Genomic DNA, 17212 nt, shown 5'->3' with positions numbered 1-17212 from the left:
GCCTCACCAGGCCGCCACCGGCGGCCCCGGACAGGCCCGCATGCTGACCGGCGCTGGCCCACGCCCCTCCGTCCGGCGCCCTCACCAGACCGCCACCGGCAGCCCCGGCCCGGTCACAGGCGGGCCGGCCCGAGCTTCGAGGCCGGCGCGGGTAACCCGGGGCCGGCCAGGGGCGGGCCCGCGCGAGCCCTGACGCTGGGTGCGTAGGGGCCGAACCTCGCCCGCACCCGTACGTCCGCGATCTCCCCGGACACCGAGCAGCGCACCATCTCCGCGCCCTGGGCCCTGGCCACCTCGCCGGCCCTGGCGCAGGCGTCCGGCGCGCCCCACAGTGCGCGGTCGGCGGCCGCGAGGGCGGCCAGGTCGGCCGCCGCTCCGGCCCGGTGCCGCGCGGCCACGGCCTGTCCGAGGCACAGCACGGCCGCGAACACCGCGCACAGGGTGGCGGCCGTCAGCGCCACCCAGACCGTGGCCGACCCCCGGTCGGCGCGGTTCCCCTCGCGCATCCGCCATTCGAGAAGGCCGTACGCCCGTGGGGGCACACGGCGCCGCCCCCGACTGTCCGCCCCGCAAAGGGTTCGCTCGGCGCCCCGCACCCCGCGGCTCGCAACACCTGGTGCTGCGCTCCCGTTCACGGGACCTCCCCCATGGTGTCCTCGGCCTGCGCCGCCGCCTCGGCGCTCAGCGTCAGGGCGAGGTGGTGCGGCCCGGGGGCGGCGGCCTCCACCCGGACCCGCCACAGGTCTCCACTGCGCCGCACTGTGACCGTGGCGCCCGCCGGCGCGGCGGAGCGGGCCGCCGCCACCGCCACCGCTTCGGGCTCGGAGCGGGCCACCGCGCGCGCCCCGGCCCTGGCCGCGTCCACGCATCGGATCTGGGACGCGGCCGCCGTCAGTGCCCAGAGCAGGGCCAGCGCGAACCCCACGAGGGCCGGAATCACCATGGCCGTCTCGGCCGTCACGAAACCCCGGTCGCCCCGTTTGCGGGGGCCGCGCTCAGAACTGCACATCGAGCGCCTTGGTGATCAGCTTCGTCAACGCCGTCACAACCCCGCCACTCGTGACGACCTTGTACAGGATCGCCGCGAAGGCACACGCCGCGAGGGTGCCCACGGCGTACTCGGAGGTCGACATTCCGGCGTCGCTCCGCCCTCGGCACCGCAGCACCCGACGTCGCAGCCCCGCACTCCAGCGCCGCATCCGGCTCTCCGTCACCTTCGCCCGCCGGTCCATGATCGCGTCCATGTTGTCGTCCCAACTCTCTTGATAGGTGTGCTTGTTGACCGATTCACACAGTCATGAGCGCGGCTCTCGCGAACCGCCTCGCTTGCCGAAAGGAGCGCCAGAAGGAGCGCCGAATGCCGTACCGAATGCCGTACCGAACGGCATGCCGCGAGGGGTGCCTGCCGAACGGCATGCCGCGAGGGGTGCCTGCCGAACGGCGTCCCGCGAGGCCGTGCCTGCCGACCGGGGTCCCGCAAGGCCGTGCCTGCCGACCGGGGTCCCGCAAGGCCGTGCCTGCCGACCGGGGTCGCGCAAGGCGTGCCGTTCGGCGTCCCCGGAAGGGGTCGGTGTCACCGCGCGAGCAGCCCGCCCGCGAGGCCGATCACGACCGGGGCGACGCCGGCCGCCAGGAAGGCCGGGAGAAAGCAGAGGCCGAGCGGGCCGGTGATCAGCACGCCTGCGCGTCTGGCCCGCGCCGAGGCCTGCCTGGCCCGTTCGGCCCGGCAGCGCTCGGCGACCCGTGCGACGGGGCCGGCCGCGGGCGCCCCCGAAGAGGCCGCCCGCCGCAGACAGCGGGCCAGTTCGGCCGTGCCCGGTATCGCCCCCAACCTCCCCCACGCTTCAGCGGGTTCGCAGCCCATCCTCAGTTCGGCGGCCACCTGGGCGAGCCGGGCGCCCACGGGCCCCTCCAGGCAGGCGCCGACCGCCCCCGCCGCTTCGCGCGGCCCCGCCCCGGCGGCCAGGCAGGCCGCCAACAGGTCTGCGGCGAGAGGGAGTTCCCGCGCGACTCCGAGCCTGTCGGCCGTGTCCCCGCGCGCACGGCGCCGACGCCCCCATGCCCAGGCCCCGTACGACGCCGCCAAGCCGCCCAGCACGCCTGCCACCCCACCGAGCAGCACATAGCCGGCCACCAGCGCCCCGAGCGGCGCCCCCCACCGCCTCGCCCGCGCAGTCCACCCCGCTTTCCACACCGGGCTCCGCGCCCGGTTCCACCCCGGGTTCCACACCGGGCTCCACACCCGGCTCCAGCGGCTCTGCGAGGGCGAGGCCAGCCCCTCCAGGGCCACCAGCGCGGCCACCCGACGCCGTACCTCGTGCTCCTCCCGGCGCCGGGCCACCCCGAGCGCCACCCACAGGGCGAGAGCCACCACCCCCAGCACCGCCCCCAGCCTGTGGACAACGTCCGGCCCGAAGAGGCTCACCGTCCCTCCCCCGCCCGTACGATCCGCGCCGCCCACCACACCCCGGCCGCCTCCAGCACCCCCGCCACCAGCAGGCACCCGAATCCCGCCGCACTGTGCAGCAGCACCCGCAGGGGACTCGCACCCATCGCCGTGCCGAGCACGAGGCCCAACGCCGGAAGCAGCGCCAGGAGCAGCACCGTGGTGCGCGGGCCCGCCAACTCGGCGCGCAGCGCGTCCTGTTGCTCCCGCTCCGCGCGCAGCGCGTTCTCCAGACGTTCAAGGCCCGAGGCGAGTCCCGCCCCGCCGGCCACCGCCACCTGCCAGCACGCCGCGACTCCGGCGAGCCCTTCGGCGCCCGGCTCCGCGGCCGCCGCACGCAACGCGGCCGGCACATCACCGCCGAACTTCGCGGCCGCCACCACGGGGGCGGACGCAGGGCCCAGGGCCGCCGTGTCCCACGCGGCCGCGACCAGCGCCTGCCCGGGCTGGCGGCCGGCTCGCAGCTCTCCCGCCACCGCGGCGCACCAGGCGATCACCTCGTCGGCCCGCCGCGCCCTGACCCGCTCGCGCTCCCTTGCCCGTAGCCGCTTCCCCACCAGGGGCACCGCCACCGCCCCTGCCACCAGCGGCAGCACCGACTCCCCCAGGACCGCGAGCACAAGACCCAGCAGCAGACACAGCCACTCCACGCGCCACCGCTGCCGCCCTCGCGCCCCCTCCAGCCAACGCCCCAGGGGTGACACCTTGAACGCGGCGCCCACCCCGGCCGCACCGGCACCACCGCCGCGGACGCCGAGGCCGGCGTCGGCGTCGCCGCCAGTGGCCCCCGCCCCTGCTCCCGCTCCGGCCGCCGCTCCCGCTCCCGCTCCCGCGAAGACCAGCCGGGCCCGCCGCATCCCCCGGTCCTGTCCGACCCACAGCCACGCGGCCATTCCCGCGCACACCGCCGCCCACGCGGGCGGTTCCATCCGAAGATCCGTCACAACGCTCCCCCGATCAACGCCCGCAGCCGCTCCCAGCCCGAGTCGCGCACAAAGCCCGCCGCGCCCCATCGCAGCGCGGGCACCGTCATCACCAGGCCCGCCGCGTCCCGTTCGAGGACGCGCACCTCCGCGATCCGGCGCTGGCCCGCCCGGTCGCGTACGAGATGGACCACCACCGACAGCGCGGCCGCCAACTGGCTGTGCAGCGCGGCGCGGTCGAGCCCGGCCGCGGTGCCGAGCGCTTCGAGGCGAGCGGGCACATCGGCGGCGGAATTGGCGTGGACCGTCCCGCAGCCGCCTTCATGTCCCGTGTTCAGGGCGCCCAGCAAATCGGTGACCTCGGCGCCCCGCACCTCCCCCACGACCAGCCGGTCCGGGCGCATTCGCAGGGCCTGGCGCACCAGGTCCCGCAGCGTCACGAGGCCCGCGCCCTCCTGGTTCGCCGGGCGGGCTTCGAGGCGTACGACATGGGGGTGGTCGGGCCTCAACTCGGCGGAGTCCTCGGCCAGTACGATCCGCTCCCCGGCTCCGACCAGACCGAGCAGGGTCGACAGAAGCGTCGTCTTACCGGTGCCGGTGCCTCCGCTGACCAGGAACGACACCCGGGCTTCGATCAGTGCCCGCAGCAGCTGTCCGCCGTCGGGCGGCACGGTGCCGGCCGCTGCCAGCTCGGTCAGCGAGAACGCCTTCGGCCGCACCACCCGCAGGGAGAGGCAGGCCGATCCGACGGCCACCGGCTCAAGCACGGCGTGCATCCGGGTGCCGTCGGGCAGCCGGGCGTCCACCCAGGGCCGCGCGTCGTCGAGCCGGCGGCCCGCCACCGCGGCGAGACGCTGGGCCAGTCGGCGCACGGCCGGCGCGTCGGGGAAGCGGATGCCGGTCAGCTCAAGGTCGCTGCCCCGGTCCACCCACACCCGGTCGGGCGCGGAGACCAGGACGTCCGTCACGTCGGGATCGGCGAGCAGGGGCTCAAGCGGGCCCGTCCCCACCAGCTCGGACCGCAACTCCTGCGCACCGCCCAGCACTTCGGCGTCGCCGAGCAGCCGGCCCTGGGCACGCAGCGCCGCCGCGACCCTTGCCGGGGTGGGCTCGGCCCCGCTCTGTGCCAGCCGCTGCCGCACGGCGTCGAGCAGCGGCGGCCCTCCGCCCCAGGAGGGCGCTCCCCAGGGCCGCGCCCCGCCGCCCGCGGGTTCGGCCGCGCCGGACGCGAGCCGGCTCTCGTCCGTCGGCCCGCTCACGACGCCACTCCCCCGGCGAGGCCACCGGCCAGCGCCTGGTCCCAGAACGCCGAGCAGAATCTGGCCAGTGGTCCGCGCGCCGCGCTGCCCGGCGGCGCTCCGCCTCCCTGTGCCTCCAACAGCCCGGGCTCCACCGGGAGTTCACCGGCGAGCGGCAGTCCGAGGGCATCGGCCACCCACTGCTCGTCGAGCCCGTCGGCGTAGGGGCCCCGTACCACCGCGCGCAGATCGCGCAGCACCATGCCGACCGATACGGCGACCCGGTTCGCCGCGGCGACCGCGCGCAGCTCGCCCGGGACCACGAGCAGGCCCAGGTCCAGCTGCGCGAGCGCCTCCACGACCGAGTCGTCGATCCGGCGCGGCAGGTCCACGACGACCACCCCGCCCCGACGCCGGGCCGCCGCCAGCACCGCGCGCATCGCCTCGGCCGGGATCACCACCGAGTCCCCGCGGTCCCAGCTGAGCACCCTCAACTGATGCAGCCGAGGCAGCGACTCCTCCAGAGCGGTGCCGGCGACCCGCCCTCGCGAGGCGGCGAAATCCGGCCATCGCCGACCATCGCTCTGCTCCCCGCCGAGCAACACGTCGAGCCCGCCACCGAGCGGGTCGCCGTCGATCAGCATGGTGCGCCGACCGGAGCGTGCGGCGGTCACCGCGAGGGCGCACGCCAGGGTCGATGCCCCCGAGCCACCGCGCCCGCCGATCACCCCGACGGTCAGGGCGGGGCGCCCCACGCCTTCCACGGCGTCCGCGATCCGGTCGACGAGCCACGCCTCGGCGTCGGGCAGCCGCAGCACATGGTCCGCGCCGAGCTCGACCGCCGCCTGCCACACCCGGGGGTCGTCCTGGTTTCGGCCCACCAACAGCACGCCGCGCCTGCGGGCCGATCCGAGCAGCCGCGGCACGGCGTCGTCGCCGACCAGGATCAGCGGCGCGCTCTCCCAGCCACCCCTGCGCCCCGGCACCCCGTGGCACACCTCCGGCTCGGTGCCGGCCGCGGCGCACAGCCGCAGCAGATCATCGAGCAGTTCCTCGTCCTCGGTCACGATCAGCGGTCCGCCGCGCCGCCCCTCCGCGCCCGGCGGCCGGTCGCACGCCATGGCTCCGTCCACGATTTCCGCCCCCTCTCACTCCGATTCCCGTGTCCGCGTTGTTCGCGCACTGGAATCACCGTGGAGCGGGACCCGAAATAATGTGGATCTTGGTCGAAATCTGTGGACAACTATCCGCAATGTGAATATCCCGTTCACCTATACCGGTGACTTCCGGAGCGCAGCGCAACCACTACGCACAGTCACGAGTCATGGTGGGGGAAGAGGGCGCAGCCAGCGGGGCCGAAAGGCCGGGCGAGGGGAGGGTCCAGGGTCGAAAACGCATCTGGACATGCGACGACCCCCGCCGGGGGGGGAGAGCGGGGGTCGTCCCCACGGTCTGACTCGGGGGGGAGGAGCCGGACCGGGTTAGCACGGTCGCGAACGATCCGTGACTTCCATGGTGTACCCGAGAGCCTTCTCAGGCAAACCCACGCGCCCCAGCTTACGCCGAATGGTGGGCGCCTATGCTCGGACTCGTGGAAAACCACTCGCTGCCGCGCACCGCCGCCTTCTTCGACTTGGACAAGACAGTCATTGCCAAGTCGTCGACGCTGACCTTCAGCAAGTCCTTCTATCAAGGAGGACTGATCAACCGACGCGCCGTACTGCGCACTGCGTACGCGCAGTTCGTATTCCTCGCCGGCGGCGCGGACCACGATCAGATGGAGGGGATGCGCGAGTACCTGTCCGCCCTGTGCAAGGGCTGGAACGTCCAGCAGGTCAAGGAGATCGTCGCCGAGACCCTGCACGACCTGATCGACCCGATCATCTACGACGAGGCCGCCTCCCTCATCGAGGAGCACCATGCGGCGGGCCGCGACGTCGTCATCGTGTCGACCTCGGGCGCCGAGGTCGTCGAGCCGATCGGCGAACTGCTGGGCGCGGACCGGGTGGTGGCGACCAGAATGGTGGTCGGCGACGACGGCTGCTTCACGGGGGATGTGGAGTACTACGCCTATGGGCCGACGAAGGCCGAAGCCGTCAAGGAGCTTGCCGCGTCCGAGGGATACGACCTGAATCGCTGCTACGCCTACAGCGATTCGGCGACCGACGTCCCCATGCTGGAGTCGGTCGGCCACCCCTACGCGGTCAATCCGGACCGGGCACTGCGCCGCGAGGCCACCGCCAGGGATTGGCCGATTCTCGTCTTCAACCGGCCGGTCAGTCTCAAGCAACGGCTGCCCACCCTCACGATGCCGCCCCGGTCCACCCTGCTGGCAGCGGCGGCGGTCGGCGCGGCCGCGGCGACCGCCGGGCTCGTCTGGTATGCCGCCAAGAGGCGCGGTTCCGTCCCGGCCTGAAGCGAGGGAGAAGGCGCCCGCGTCAGTACGCCTGGGGACAACTCCTGAAAACCGCCGCCCGTTTCACCCCTGTTTGAACCTAAAAGTAAAGAACCGGGGTCAGGGGTTTCGCTTCTCGCCGTACGGGAGTAGAAAGGACTCAACGGCCCGCGAGACCTGGGACATCCGAGAGGATCACCTTCTACGCAGCAAGGCCCCACGGACCGAGCATGGACATCGAGCACCCACGCGACGTCGACCCGTCGATTACGGGCCAGCCGCACCAGGTGAACGGGCAGAGAATCCCGGCCTGATGGGCAACATTCGAGGACGCTTGGTAACACGGTGGACATGCCAGCGGCGGTATCGGTTTCCGATACCGCCGCAACCCTTTTCGGCCCCGCCCCGCCCCGCGCCCTGCGGCGAATGGGGCCGCCCCGCGCAGCGACCGAGGTCATCCCCGCGCACAGCGTCTGTGGCCGTCCCCGCGCAACGGCCAGGGTCCACGCAGCGCAGCGACAGAGGCCCTACGCCGCGCCGCGCTGAAGCGCCTCGCACACGGCCGTCGACTCCCGCACGCCCAGTTCGACCGCCTTCCCGCAATGGCTGATCCAGGCCGCCATCCCCTGCGGCGTGCCCGAGACATAGCCGTCGAGCGCCGCCGCGTACGCCGCCCGTCCCAGCTCGGCGTGGCCGACCTCCGCCGGGCAGATCGCCTTCGGGTCGAGGCCACTGCCGATGAGCACGATGCGCTCGGCGGTGCGGGCGACAAGCCCGTTGTACGAGGTGAAGGGGCGCAGCGCGAGCAGTTCGCCGTGCACGATGGCGGCGGTCACCAGGGCGGGAGCCGAACCGCCGGCGATGATCAGCCGGGAGAGCCCTTCGAGACGGCCCGCGACCTCGTCCGCGTCCGGCAGGGGAAGCTCGACCAGGGGCTCGTCGACGGCTTCGCCGCGCCCGCGCGGCCGCCCCACCGCGTCCCCCGCGTCCGCGGCCGCCACCAGGTGCAGCCGGGCAAGGACCCGCAGCGGTGACTGCCGCCAGATGGAGAGGAGTTGCCCCGCCTCGGCGGTGAGCCGCAGCGCGGCACCGACCGCCCGCGCCTCGGGTTCGGTGCCGAAGTCGCTCCGTCGCCTGACCTCTTCGAGCGCCCAGTCCGCCCCGGACAGGGCCGCGCTCCCGCGCGCTCCGCGCAGGGCCGCCTCCGAGGTGATCTCGTTGCTGCGGCGCCGCATCACGCGGTGCCCGTAGACCCGGTCCACGGCCTTGCGGACGCGGTCCACGGCATCGGGCACGCCCGGCAGCCCGCCGAGGGCGACAAGAGGGTCAGCGGCGTTCGTACTCATAAGTAGGGAGGCTACGCGTCCGCAAGCCCCGCCCCACCTTCGAGTGGTCTTCTTCACTCACCTCGCACACTTACCGCCACCATACGATTACCGTTGGTGAACATGAAGATCGCTTTCGTGGGGAAGGGCGGCAGCGGCAAGACCACGCTGTCCTCGCTCTTCATCCGTCACCTCACCGCCAACGAGGCCGCCGTCGTCGCGGTCGACGCCGACATCAACCAGCATCTGGGAGCCGCGCTCGGGCTCGACGACGAGGAGGCCGCCGCGCTGCCCGCGATGGGCGCGCACCTTCCCCTCATCAAGGAGTACCTGCGGGGCACCAACCCGCGGATCGCCTCCACCGAGACGATGATCAAGACGACCCCGCCCGGCCACGGCTCCCGCCTGCTCAGGGTGCGCGAGGCGAACCCGGTGTACGAGGCGTGCGCGCGCCGGGTCGGGCTCGACGACGGCGACATCCGTCTGATGGCGACCGGGCCGTTCACCGAGTCCGATCTCGGGGTGGCCTGCTACCACTCGAAGGTCGGCGCGGTCGAGCTGTGCCTGAACCACCTGGTGGACGGCGTGGACGAATACGTCGTCGTCGACATGACGGCGGGCTCCGACTCGTTCGCCTCGGGGATGTTCACCCGTTTCGACATGACGTTCCTGGTGGCCGAGCCGACACGCAAGGGCGTCTCGGTCTACCGCCAGTACAAGGAGTACGCCCGGGACTACGGGGTCGCGCTCAAGGTCGTCGGCAACAAGGTGCAGGGCCAGGACGACGTGGACTTCCTGCGGGCCGAGGTCGGCGACGATCTCCTGGTCACGGTCGGCCACTCGGACTGGGTGCGCGCCATGGAGAAGGGGCGCCCGGCCCGCTTCGAGCTGTTGGAGGCCGACAACCGGGTCGCCCTTCAGACGTTGCAGGACGCGGCGGACGACTCGTACGGACACCGGGACTGGGGCCGCTACACGCAGCAGATGGTGCACTTCCACCTGAAGAACGCGGAGAGCTGGGGCAACGCGAAGACCGGGGCCGACCTGGCGGCGCAGGTGGACCCCGGTTTCGTGCTGAGCGAGCGACTGATCGACGAGGTCAGTGAGCCGCAGCCTGCTTGACGGCGCACTGATCGACGAGGTCAGTGACCCGCGGCCTGCTTGACGGCGGGCTGGGGCGCCGCGGGCATCTGCGGCGCGAGAGGCTTGACCGGGGCCGCCGGCTGGGCGGCTTCGAGCGCTGCCCAGCCGCCCTTGGGCGCCTCCCCCACCTTCAGCGAGTGGAACTTGGCGAGCACGGCCGGGTCCTGGGCGTCGAGCCAGTCGGCGAGCTGACGGAAGGAGACACAGTGGACGTCGCGCTTGACGCACACCGTCCTGATCGTCTCTTCGACGGCCTTCATGTAGGCGCCGCCGTTCCAGGACTCGAAGTGGTTGCCGACGATCAGCGGGGCGCGGTTGCCGTCGTAGGAGCGGTCGAAGGCCTGGAGGAGGCCGTCGCGCATCTGGTTGCCCCAGTACTCGTGCTGATCGGCGTCACCGGTCATCGCGTCGGACTGGTTCATGTAGAAGTTGTAGTCCATGGACAGGGTCTGGAAGTCCCGGCCCGGGACCGGCACCAGCTGCATCGACAGGTCCCAGATGCCGTTGGGGTTCTTCTTCGGCCACACCTGGTCGTTGACGCCGCTGGTGTCGTAGCGCCAGCCCAGCTCGCCCGCGGTCTTGACGAAGTTCTTCTGGCCCTCCAGGCAGGGGGTGCGGCCGCCGACGAGCTCCTTGTCGTAGTCGAACGGGAGCGGAGCCTCCGTCTTCAGGCCCGAGTTCGTCTTCCAGTTCTTCACGAAGGACTTGGCCTGGGCGATCTCGCTCTTCCACTCGGGCACCGACCAGGTGCCGACGCCGCCGTCGGGCCCGCAGTAGTGCCCGTTGAAGTGGGTACCGATCTCGTTGCCCTCCTTCCACGCGGCGCGCACCTGGGTGACGGTGTCCTTGATTCCCTTGAGGTCGTTGAAGCCGATGTCCGAGTGGCCCGGGGCGTGCTTGGGCGCGGTGTAGAGGTTCGCCTTCGCCTCCGGGAGCATGTACACGCCGCTCAGGAAGTACGTCATGGTCGCGTTGGACTCCTTGGCGACCTCACGGAAGTGCGAGAAGAGTTTCTGGCTGTCCTCGCCCGCGCCGTCCCAGGAGAACACCACGAACTGCGGCGGCCGTTGTCCGGGCTTCAGCTTCTGGGCCTTGAGCAGATGCGGCTGGAGCCCGGTGTACGCGGTCGAGCCGTCTCCGATGACATGCGGGGCGATGTTGGGGGCCGCGGCGCCCTTCTTGCCGATGGGTGCGGCAGGGGGTCCGGAGGAGCAGCCCGCGGCTCCGAGGGCCAGCGCGGCGGCGAGGACGCCGACAGCGATCTTCTTCGTGGCGTGCGTGGCGGCGATCATCCGCCCACCTCTTCCTTGCGGTTCTGTGCGTTGAATGCCGTCACGGCGCCGCAAAAGTCGCACGCAGACTGGGGCATACCGGGACGACAAGCCGAACGAAAAGCTGCCTATTCACTCCCCCGAGTGAATCATTGCCCCATTTAACTCATATGGGACAGCAATGCCTTTACTCTGCATTACTATTCGTTTACCGAGCGTTGAGAATCCCGCCGCTGCACTGCCGTGACCCACGGCCGCGACCCCACGTTCCGCGACCGCGCTGCCCCGGAGGAGACGGGAACATGCCTGCTTGCGTCCCCACACGCGCCAAGACTCCAGCTCACCGACCCGGCATCCGGCGACCACACGCGCCCCCTCCCTCCGGAGACCGGTCCCCGCGCCACCGCTTCCGCATCCGCGGCGCCGACCTGTCGGCGTCCATCACCGTCTTCCTGCTCGCCGTCCCGATGTCGCTCGGCCTTGCCGTCGCCATCGACGCACCCCTGGAGGCCAGCCTCATCGCGGCCGGTATCGGCGGCATCGTCGCCGGGCTGCTGGGCGGCTCACCGCTCCTGGTCAGCGGGCCCTCCGCCGGCCTGACCGTGGTGTCCGCCGAAATCCTCCAGACCTACGGCTGGCGCACCAGTTGCGTCATCACCGTGTGCGCGGGCCTGCTCCAAGTCGCCCTGGGCTCCCTGAAGGCGGCGCGTTCCGCCCTCGCCGTCAGCCCCGCCATCGTGCACGGCACCCTCGCCGGCATCGGCGCCGCCATCGCGCTGGCCCAGCTCCACATCGTTCTCGGCGGCTCCCCACAGAGTTCCGCCGTGGCCAACGCTCTCGCGCTGCCGGGCCAGTTGGCGCAGGTCGGGCCGGCCGAACCGCTGATCGGTGCGCTGACCCTGGCCGTGCTCCTGCTGTGGCCCCGCCTGCCCGGACGTACCGGAAACGCCCTGCGCCGCATCCCCGCCGCGCTCGCCTGCGTGGTGATCGCCACCGGTGTCGCCGCGTTCGCCGCGCCCCGGATCGCCCGGGTCGAACTGCCCTCCTGGAACGCCCATGTGCTGCCCGGCATGCCGCACGGCCCGGTGCTCGGGCTGACCACCGCGGTGCTCACCGTGACGCTGGTCGCGAGCCTGGAGTCGCTGCTCTCGGCGGTCGCCGTCGACCGCCTCGCGTCCGAGCGCCCCGGCAGCGCCGTCCCGCGCGTCGACCTCGACCGCGAACTGCGCGGCCAGGGCATCGCCAACGCCGTCTCCGGGCTGCTCGGCGGCATGCCCGTCTCCGGCGGCGCGGTGCGCGGCAGCGCCAACGTCCGCGCGGGCGCGACCGGTCGCGCCTCGACCGTGCTGCACGGCGTGTGGGTGCTGCTCGCCGCCGGGCTGCTCGTGACCGTCCTGGAATGGATCCCGCTGGCCGCGCTCGCCGCCCTCGTGATGATGGTCGGCATCCAAATGGTCAACTTCGCGCACATCCGTAACGTCCATAAACATCGCGAGTTCCTGGTTTATGTGGCGTCCGTCGGCGGAGTGCTCGTCCTGGGCGTCCTGCAAGGAGTGGTCCTGGGGATCGCGGTGGCCGTGGCGGTCGCGCTGCACCGGCTGTCCCGCACCCGTATCACCGGCCAGCAGGAGGCAGACGGCACCTATCTGGTGCGCGCCCGCGGACAGTTGACGTTCCTCGCCGTGCCCCGGCTCACCCGGACGCTCGGCCACGTACCCCAAGGAGCAGAAACCATCGTGGAGTTGGACGGATCGTTCATGGATCACGCCGCCTTCGAGGCGTTGCAGGGCTGGCAGGACGCGCACCATGCGCAGGGCGGCAGCGTGCGCATCACCGGGCGCTCCGCGGGCAGGAGCGCCGAGCCCGACTCCGCGGCGCACACCTGCTGCCGTCCGTGGACCCCCTGGCGCAACCACCACTGCCATGACCAGCCGCCCCAGCGAACCCACGGGCACCCCCTGGTGAGCGGGCTCAGTTCGTTCCAGCGCAACACCGCTCCGCTGGTGCGTGACGAGCTGGCCCGGCTCGCCCGTGAAGGCCAGCGGCCGCAGCAGCTCTTCATCACCTGCGCCGACTCCCGCCTGGTCACCAGCATGATCACCTCCAGCGGCCCGGGTGACCTGTTCACCGTGCGCAACATCGGCAATCTGGTCCCCAAGCCCGGCGACGAGGGCGGCGACGAGTCGGTGGCGGCCGCCATCGAGTACGCCGTCGACATCCTCCAAGTCCAGTCGATCACGGTCTGCGGGCACTCGGGATGCGGTGCCATGACGGCGCTGCTCACCACCACGCCCGGGTCGTCGATGACGCCGCTGCGCCGCTGGCTGCGGCACGGGTTGCCGAGCCTGGAGCGGATGGGGAACCGGCGGCGCCCCTGGGCGCGGATCGCGGGCCGGCTGCCGGCGGACGCCGTCGAACAGCTCTGTCTGACCAATGTCGTCCAGCAGTTGGAGCATCTGCGCCGGCACGAATCCGTGGCGCGCGCCCTCGCGGCGGGCACCCTCGCACTGCACGGCATGTACTTCCACGTCGGCGAGGCGCAGGCGTACCTGCTGTCGGCGGACGACCACGAAGAGGTCTTCGAGGGCGTCGGCGTCAACCTCCTGGAGGACGCGCCCGCCTGAACCTGCCCGCCTTCCCCGGGTCACGAACGGCCTCTCCCGCCAAGGGGGAGGCCGTTCGCGCGCCACGCCGATGACCAGGAAATCTTCACAGGTCTAAACCAATTTCCTGGAGCCCCTTGTCACCCGGCGCTTGGCCTGATGAGCTAGGGCCGGGACACATACGCACAGAGGACGCCCTGGGAAAGGGAGATGTCGTGAGCAACGAAAGCCTGGCCAACCTCGCGAAGGAGGAACGGCGGTTCGCGCCGCCCTCCGAGCTGGCCGCGCACGCCAACGTGACGGCGACGGCGTACGAGCGGGCCGATGCGGACAGGCTGGGCTTCTGGGCCGAGCAGGCCCGGCGCCTGACCTGGGCCACCGAACCGACCGAGACCCTTGACTGGTCGAACCCGCCGTTCGCCAAGTGGTTCGCCGACGGCAAGCTGAACGTGGCGTACAACTGCGTCGACCGGCACGTCGAGGCGGGGCACGGCGACCGGGTCGCCATCCACTTCGAGGGCGAGCCGGGCGACAGCCGCTCGCTCACCTATGCCGAGCTCAAGGACGAGGTGTCAAGGGCCGCCAACGCCCTGACGGAGCTGGGAGTCGAGGCCGGTGACCGCGTCGCGGTGTACCTGCCGATGATCCCGGAAGCCGCCGTCGCGATGCTCGCCTGCGCGCGCATCGGCGCGGCGCACTCGGTGGTCTTCGGCGGCTTCTCGGCCGACGCCGTCGCCTCCCGCATCCAGGACGCCGACGCCAAGCTCGTCATCACCGCCGACGGCGGCTACCGGCGCGGCAAGCCGTCCGCCCTGAAGCCCGCCATCGACGACGCCGTCGCCCGCTGCCCGCAGGTCGAGCACGTCCTCGTGGTCCGTCGTACGGGCCAGGACACCGCGTTCACCGAGGGCCGCGATGTGTGGTGGGACGACATTGTCGCCCGCCAGTCGGTGGAGCACACGCCCGTCGCGTTCGACGCCGAGCACCCGCTGTTCATCCTCTACACCTCGGGGACGACGGGGAAGCCCAAGGGCATCCTGCACACCTCCGGCGGCTACCTCACCCAGGCCGCGTACACCCACCACGCGGTGTTCGACCTGAAGCCGGAGAGCGACGTCTACTGGTGCACCGCCGACATCGGCTGGGTCACCGGACACTCGTACATCGTCTACGGACCGCTGGCCAACGGCGCCACCCAGGTCATGTACGAGGGCACCCCGGACACCCCGCACCAGGGGCGGTTCTGGGAGATCGTGCAGAAGTACGGCGTGACCATCCTCTACACCGCGCCGACCGCGATCCGCACGTTCATGAAGTGGGGCGACGACATCCCCGCCAAGTTCGACCTGAGCAGTCTGCGGGTCCTGGGCTCGGTCGGTGAGCCGATCAACCCCGAGGCGTGGATGTGGTACCGCAAGCACATCGGCGCCGACACGTGCCCCATCGTGGACACCTGGTGGCAGACCGAGACCGGCGCCATGATGATCTCGCCGCTGCCCGGCGTCACCGAGACCAAGCCGGGCTCGGCCCAGCGCGCCCTGCCCGGCATCGCCGCGACGGTGGTCGACGACGAGGCCAACGAGGTCCCCGACGGCGGGGGCGGCTACCTGGTCCTGACCGAGCCGTGGCCCTCCATGCTGCGCACCATCTGGGGCGACGACCAGCGCTTCATCGACACGTACTGGTCCCGCTTCCAGGGCAAGTACTTCGCCGGTGACGGCGCCAAGAAGGACGACGACGGCGACATCTGGCTGCTCGGCCGCGTGGACGACGTCATGCTCGTCTCCGGCCACAACATCTCCACGACCGAGGTCGAGTCGGCGCTCGTCTCGCACCCCTCCGTCGCCGAGGCGGCCGTGGTCGGCGCCGCCGACGAGACGACCGGGCAGGCCATCGTGGCGTTCGTGATCCTGCGCGGCACCGCCGCCGAGACCGACACGCTGGCCGAGGAACTGCGGGCACACGTCGGTTCGGCGCTCGGCCCGATCGCCAAGCCCAAGCGCGTCCTGCCGGTCGCGGAGCTGCCCAAGACCCGCTCGGGCAAGATCATGCGCCGGCTGCTGCGCGATGTCGCCGAGAACCGCGAGCTGGGCGATGTCACGACCCTGACCGACTCCTCGGTCATGGCGCTCATCCAGACCAAGCTGCCGAGCGCGGCCACCGAGGACTGAGCGGCGGACACACCGCGTAGGAAGGGCCCGGCCGCGCAGGTGGCCGGGCCTTTTTCGCGCGCCGTATGCCGGGTATGCCCCTAAAGTGATGATCACCGGATGCACCCCGACGCATGCGCCGCACCGCAAAGTTAGGTAAAGTAAGGAAAGCGTCAACGACGCGACAGAAAGTCAGGTGCGCCGGGAAGTCTGGTCGGCAACGTGCTAGCCATGCCCGCCGAACCGACCGGAGGTCGCCCTCGTGGCCACACCCACCCCCAGCAAGCACAAGTTCCTCGGGCGCCTCTCGCTCCCCGAGCGCACCTACCTGGCGGAGGCGCTGCGCGCCGAGACCGTCGGCGGTGTGCTGCTGCTCGTGGCCGCGATCGCCGCGCTGATCTGGGCGAACACCCTGGGTTCGAGCTATGAGTCGGTCCGCGGCTTCCACCTGGGGATCGGCGCCCTCGGTCTCGACCTGTCCATTCAGCACTGGGCCGCCGACGGGCTGCTCGCCATCTTCTTCTTCGTCGCCGGTATCGAACTCAAGCGTGAACTCGTCGCCGGAGAGCTCCGCGACCCCAAGGCCGCCGCCCTGCCCGTGATCGCGGCCCTGTGCGGCATGGCGGTCCCCGCGCTCGTCTACACGCTGGTCAACGTGTTCGGCGACGGCTCCCTCGACGGCTGGGCCGTACCGACCGCCACGGACATCGCGTTCGCCCTCGCCGTACTCGCGGTCATCGGCACGTCGCTGCCCTCCGCGCTCCGCGCCTTCCTGCTCACGCTCGCCGTCGTCGACGACCTCTTCGCGATTCTGATCATCGCCGTCTTCTTCACCAGCAGCATCGACTTCGTGGCCCTCGGCGGCGCCGTCGTCGGGCTCGTCCTCTTCTGGTGGCTGCTCAGGAGGGGCGTACCCGGCTGGTACCTCTACATTCCGCTGGCGCTCGTCATCTGGGGGCTGATGTACAACAGCGGCGTCCACTCCACCATCGCCGGCGTCGCGATGGGCCTGATGCTCCGCTGCCACCGCACCGAGGGCGAGGACCACTCCCCCGGCGAGCACATCGAGCACCTGGTGCGGCCGGTGTCGGCCGGACTCGCGGTGCCGCTGTTCGCGCTCTTCTCGGCCGGTGTGAGCATCAGCGGAGGCACCCTTGCCGATGTCTTCACCCGGCCCGAGACGCTGGGCGTCGTGCTCGGCCTGATCGTCGGCAAGGCCGTCGGCATCTTCGGCGGCACCTGGCTCGCCGCCCGTTTCACCAAGGCCGAACTTAACGACGACCTGGCCTGGCCCGACGTCTTCGCCGTCGCCTCGCTCGCCGGCATCGGCTTCACGGTCTCGCTGCTCATCGGCGAGCTCGCCTTCGCCGGCCAGGACCAGCTGACGGACGAGGTCAAGGCGGCCGTCCTCGTCGGCTCGCTGACCGCCGCCGTCCTGTCCTCCGTCCTGCTCAAGCTGCGGGTGCGCAGGTACAAGCAACTCGTCGAGGACGAGGAGCGCGACGAGGACCAGGACGGCATCCCCGACGTGTACGAACGGGACAAGCCGGAGTACCACCTGAGAATGGCCGCGATCCACGAGAACAAGGCGGCCGAACACCGCAGACTGGCGCAACTGGCGGGGGCGGAGCGCGACGACGCCGACCGTCCGGCATGATCTGACAACGGACCTGTTTGGACCCGTTGGACGTGTTGGACCCGCTGGACGTGTTCGGCCT

General features: G+C 71.7%; 14 protein-coding genes. 5 read left to right on the top strand and 9 right to left on the bottom strand.

What is annotated here, in order from left to right; genetic code table 11:
- Positions 1-113: 113 nt before the first annotated feature.
- The 7 genes from ACGFW5_RS20885 to ssd all read right to left on the bottom strand — a co-directional run bounded on the left by ACGFW5_RS20885 (position 114) and on the right by ssd (position 5728).
- Entirely contained in the window at positions 114-506 is a 393-nt protein-coding gene (locus ACGFW5_RS20885) for an Rv3654c family TadE-like protein (protein WP_393835754.1), read from the bottom strand.
- Positions 507-631: 125 nt separating this feature from the next.
- A complete protein-coding gene (locus ACGFW5_RS20880; protein WP_393835753.1) occupies positions 632-1009 on the bottom strand; it encodes a TadE family type IV pilus minor pilin in 378 nt (125 codons plus the stop codon).
- Positions 996-1199 (bottom strand): DUF4244 domain-containing protein, encoded by a 204-nt coding sequence (locus tag ACGFW5_RS20875; protein ID WP_393835826.1) that lies wholly within the window; start codon positions 1197-1199, stop codon positions 996-998. Before ACGFW5_RS20875 ends, ACGFW5_RS20880 begins: the two co-directional genes overlap by 14 nt.
- 374 nt (positions 1200-1573) lie before the next feature.
- Complete coding sequence (locus ACGFW5_RS20870; RefSeq protein WP_393835752.1) at positions 1574-2425, bottom strand: type II secretion system F family protein; 852 nt, start codon at positions 2423-2425, stop codon at positions 1574-1576.
- Entirely contained in the window at positions 2422-3375 is a 954-nt protein-coding gene (locus ACGFW5_RS20865) for a type II secretion system F family protein (RefSeq protein ID WP_393835751.1), read from the bottom strand. The genes ACGFW5_RS20870 and ACGFW5_RS20865 overlap by 4 nt, the downstream gene beginning before the upstream one ends.
- An 11-nt stretch (positions 3376-3386) precedes the next feature.
- Positions 3387-4523, bottom strand: coding sequence for a TadA family conjugal transfer-associated ATPase (locus tag ACGFW5_RS20860; RefSeq protein WP_393835825.1), 1137 nt, complete (start codon positions 4521-4523; stop codon positions 3387-3389).
- A gap of 101 nt (positions 4524-4624) precedes the next feature.
- Positions 4625-5728, bottom strand: a complete 1104-nt coding sequence (gene ssd, locus ACGFW5_RS20855) for a septum site-determining protein Ssd (RefSeq protein WP_393835824.1) — start codon at positions 5726-5728, stop codon at positions 4625-4627.
- Between the two features lie 458 nt (positions 5729-6186).
- Between ssd and ACGFW5_RS20850 the strand changes: the two genes are divergently transcribed.
- Entirely contained in the window at positions 6187-7023 is an 837-nt protein-coding gene (locus ACGFW5_RS20850) for an HAD family hydrolase (protein ID WP_393835750.1), read from the top strand.
- Positions 7024-7529: 506 nt separating this feature from the next.
- Here the strand turns inward: ACGFW5_RS20850 and ACGFW5_RS20845 are convergent.
- On the bottom strand, positions 7530-8348 hold the full coding sequence (locus tag ACGFW5_RS20845; protein WP_393835749.1) for an oxidoreductase: 819 nt from the start codon (positions 8346-8348) through the stop codon (positions 7530-7532).
- Between the two features lie 102 nt (positions 8349-8450).
- Here ACGFW5_RS20845 and ACGFW5_RS20840 point away from each other — a divergent pair, with 102 nt between their 5' ends.
- A complete protein-coding gene (locus tag ACGFW5_RS20840) occupies positions 8451-9449 on the top strand; it encodes an ATP-binding protein (RefSeq protein ID WP_393835748.1) in 999 nt (332 codons plus the stop codon).
- A gap of 20 nt (positions 9450-9469) precedes the next feature.
- Here the strand turns inward: ACGFW5_RS20840 and ACGFW5_RS20835 are convergent, their stop codons facing one another.
- Complete coding sequence (locus ACGFW5_RS20835) at positions 9470-10762, bottom strand: hypothetical protein (RefSeq protein ID WP_393835747.1); 1293 nt, start codon at positions 10760-10762, stop codon at positions 9470-9472.
- A gap of 281 nt (positions 10763-11043) precedes the next feature.
- Here ACGFW5_RS20835 and ACGFW5_RS20830 point away from each other — a divergent pair, with 281 nt between their 5' ends.
- The 3 genes from ACGFW5_RS20830 to nhaA all read left to right on the top strand — a co-directional run bounded on the left by ACGFW5_RS20830 (position 11044) and on the right by nhaA (position 17151).
- Positions 11044-13365 carry a SulP family inorganic anion transporter gene (locus ACGFW5_RS20830; RefSeq protein ID WP_393835746.1) on the top strand — a complete coding sequence of 774 codons (2322 nt, stop codon included), beginning with the start codon at positions 11044-11046 and terminating at the stop codon, positions 13363-13365.
- Positions 13366-13559: 194 nt separating this feature from the next.
- Positions 13560-15515: an acetate--CoA ligase gene (acs, locus tag ACGFW5_RS20825; protein WP_393835745.1), complete on the top strand. Its 1956-nt coding sequence runs from the start codon at positions 13560-13562 to the stop codon at positions 15513-15515.
- Positions 15516-15756: 241 nt separating this feature from the next.
- Positions 15757-17151 carry a Na+/H+ antiporter NhaA gene (gene nhaA, locus ACGFW5_RS20820; protein ID WP_393835744.1) on the top strand — a complete coding sequence of 465 codons (1395 nt, stop codon included), beginning with the start codon at positions 15757-15759 and terminating at the stop codon, positions 17149-17151.
- Positions 17152-17212: the final 61 nt, after the last annotated feature.

This window comes from Streptomyces sp. NPDC048416, from assembly GCF_043200435.1.
Classification (GTDB): Bacteria; Actinomycetota; Actinomycetes; order Streptomycetales; family Streptomycetaceae; genus Streptomyces.
This window is presented reverse-complemented; position numbering and strand designations above follow the sequence as displayed.

Excerpts from the sequence above, each read along its gene's own strand:
- ACGFW5_RS20850 (WP_393835750.1), top strand. The coding sequence starts at position 6,187 with ATGCTCGGACTCGTGGAAAACCACTCGCTGCCGCGCACCGCCGCCTTC.
- ACGFW5_RS20840 (WP_393835748.1), top strand. The coding sequence starts at position 8,451 with ATGAAGATCGCTTTCGTGGGGAAGGGCGGCAGCGGCAAGACCACGCTG.
- ACGFW5_RS20835 (WP_393835747.1), bottom strand. The coding sequence starts at position 10,762 with ATGATCGCCGCCACGCACGCCACGAAGAAGATCGCTGTCGGCGTCCTC.
- ACGFW5_RS20880 (WP_393835753.1), bottom strand. The coding sequence starts at position 1,009 with ATGTGCAGTTCTGAGCGCGGCCCCCGCAAACGGGGCGACCGGGGTTTC.
- ACGFW5_RS20885 (WP_393835754.1), bottom strand. The coding sequence starts at position 506 with ATGCGCGAGGGGAACCGCGCCGACCGGGGGTCGGCCACGGTCTGGGTG.
- ssd (WP_393835824.1), bottom strand. The coding sequence starts at position 5,728 with ATGGCGTGCGACCGGCCGCCGGGCGCGGAGGGGCGGCGCGGCGGACCG.
- ACGFW5_RS20845 (WP_393835749.1), bottom strand. The coding sequence starts at position 8,348 with ATGAGTACGAACGCCGCTGACCCTCTTGTCGCCCTCGGCGGGCTGCCG.
- ACGFW5_RS20830 (WP_393835746.1), top strand. The coding sequence starts at position 11,044 with ATGCCTGCTTGCGTCCCCACACGCGCCAAGACTCCAGCTCACCGACCC.
- ACGFW5_RS20875 (WP_393835826.1), bottom strand. The coding sequence starts at position 1,199 with ATGCGGCGCTGGAGTGCGGGGCTGCGACGTCGGGTGCTGCGGTGCCGA.
- ACGFW5_RS20865 (WP_393835751.1), bottom strand. The coding sequence starts at position 3,375 with ATGGAACCGCCCGCGTGGGCGGCGGTGTGCGCGGGAATGGCCGCGTGG.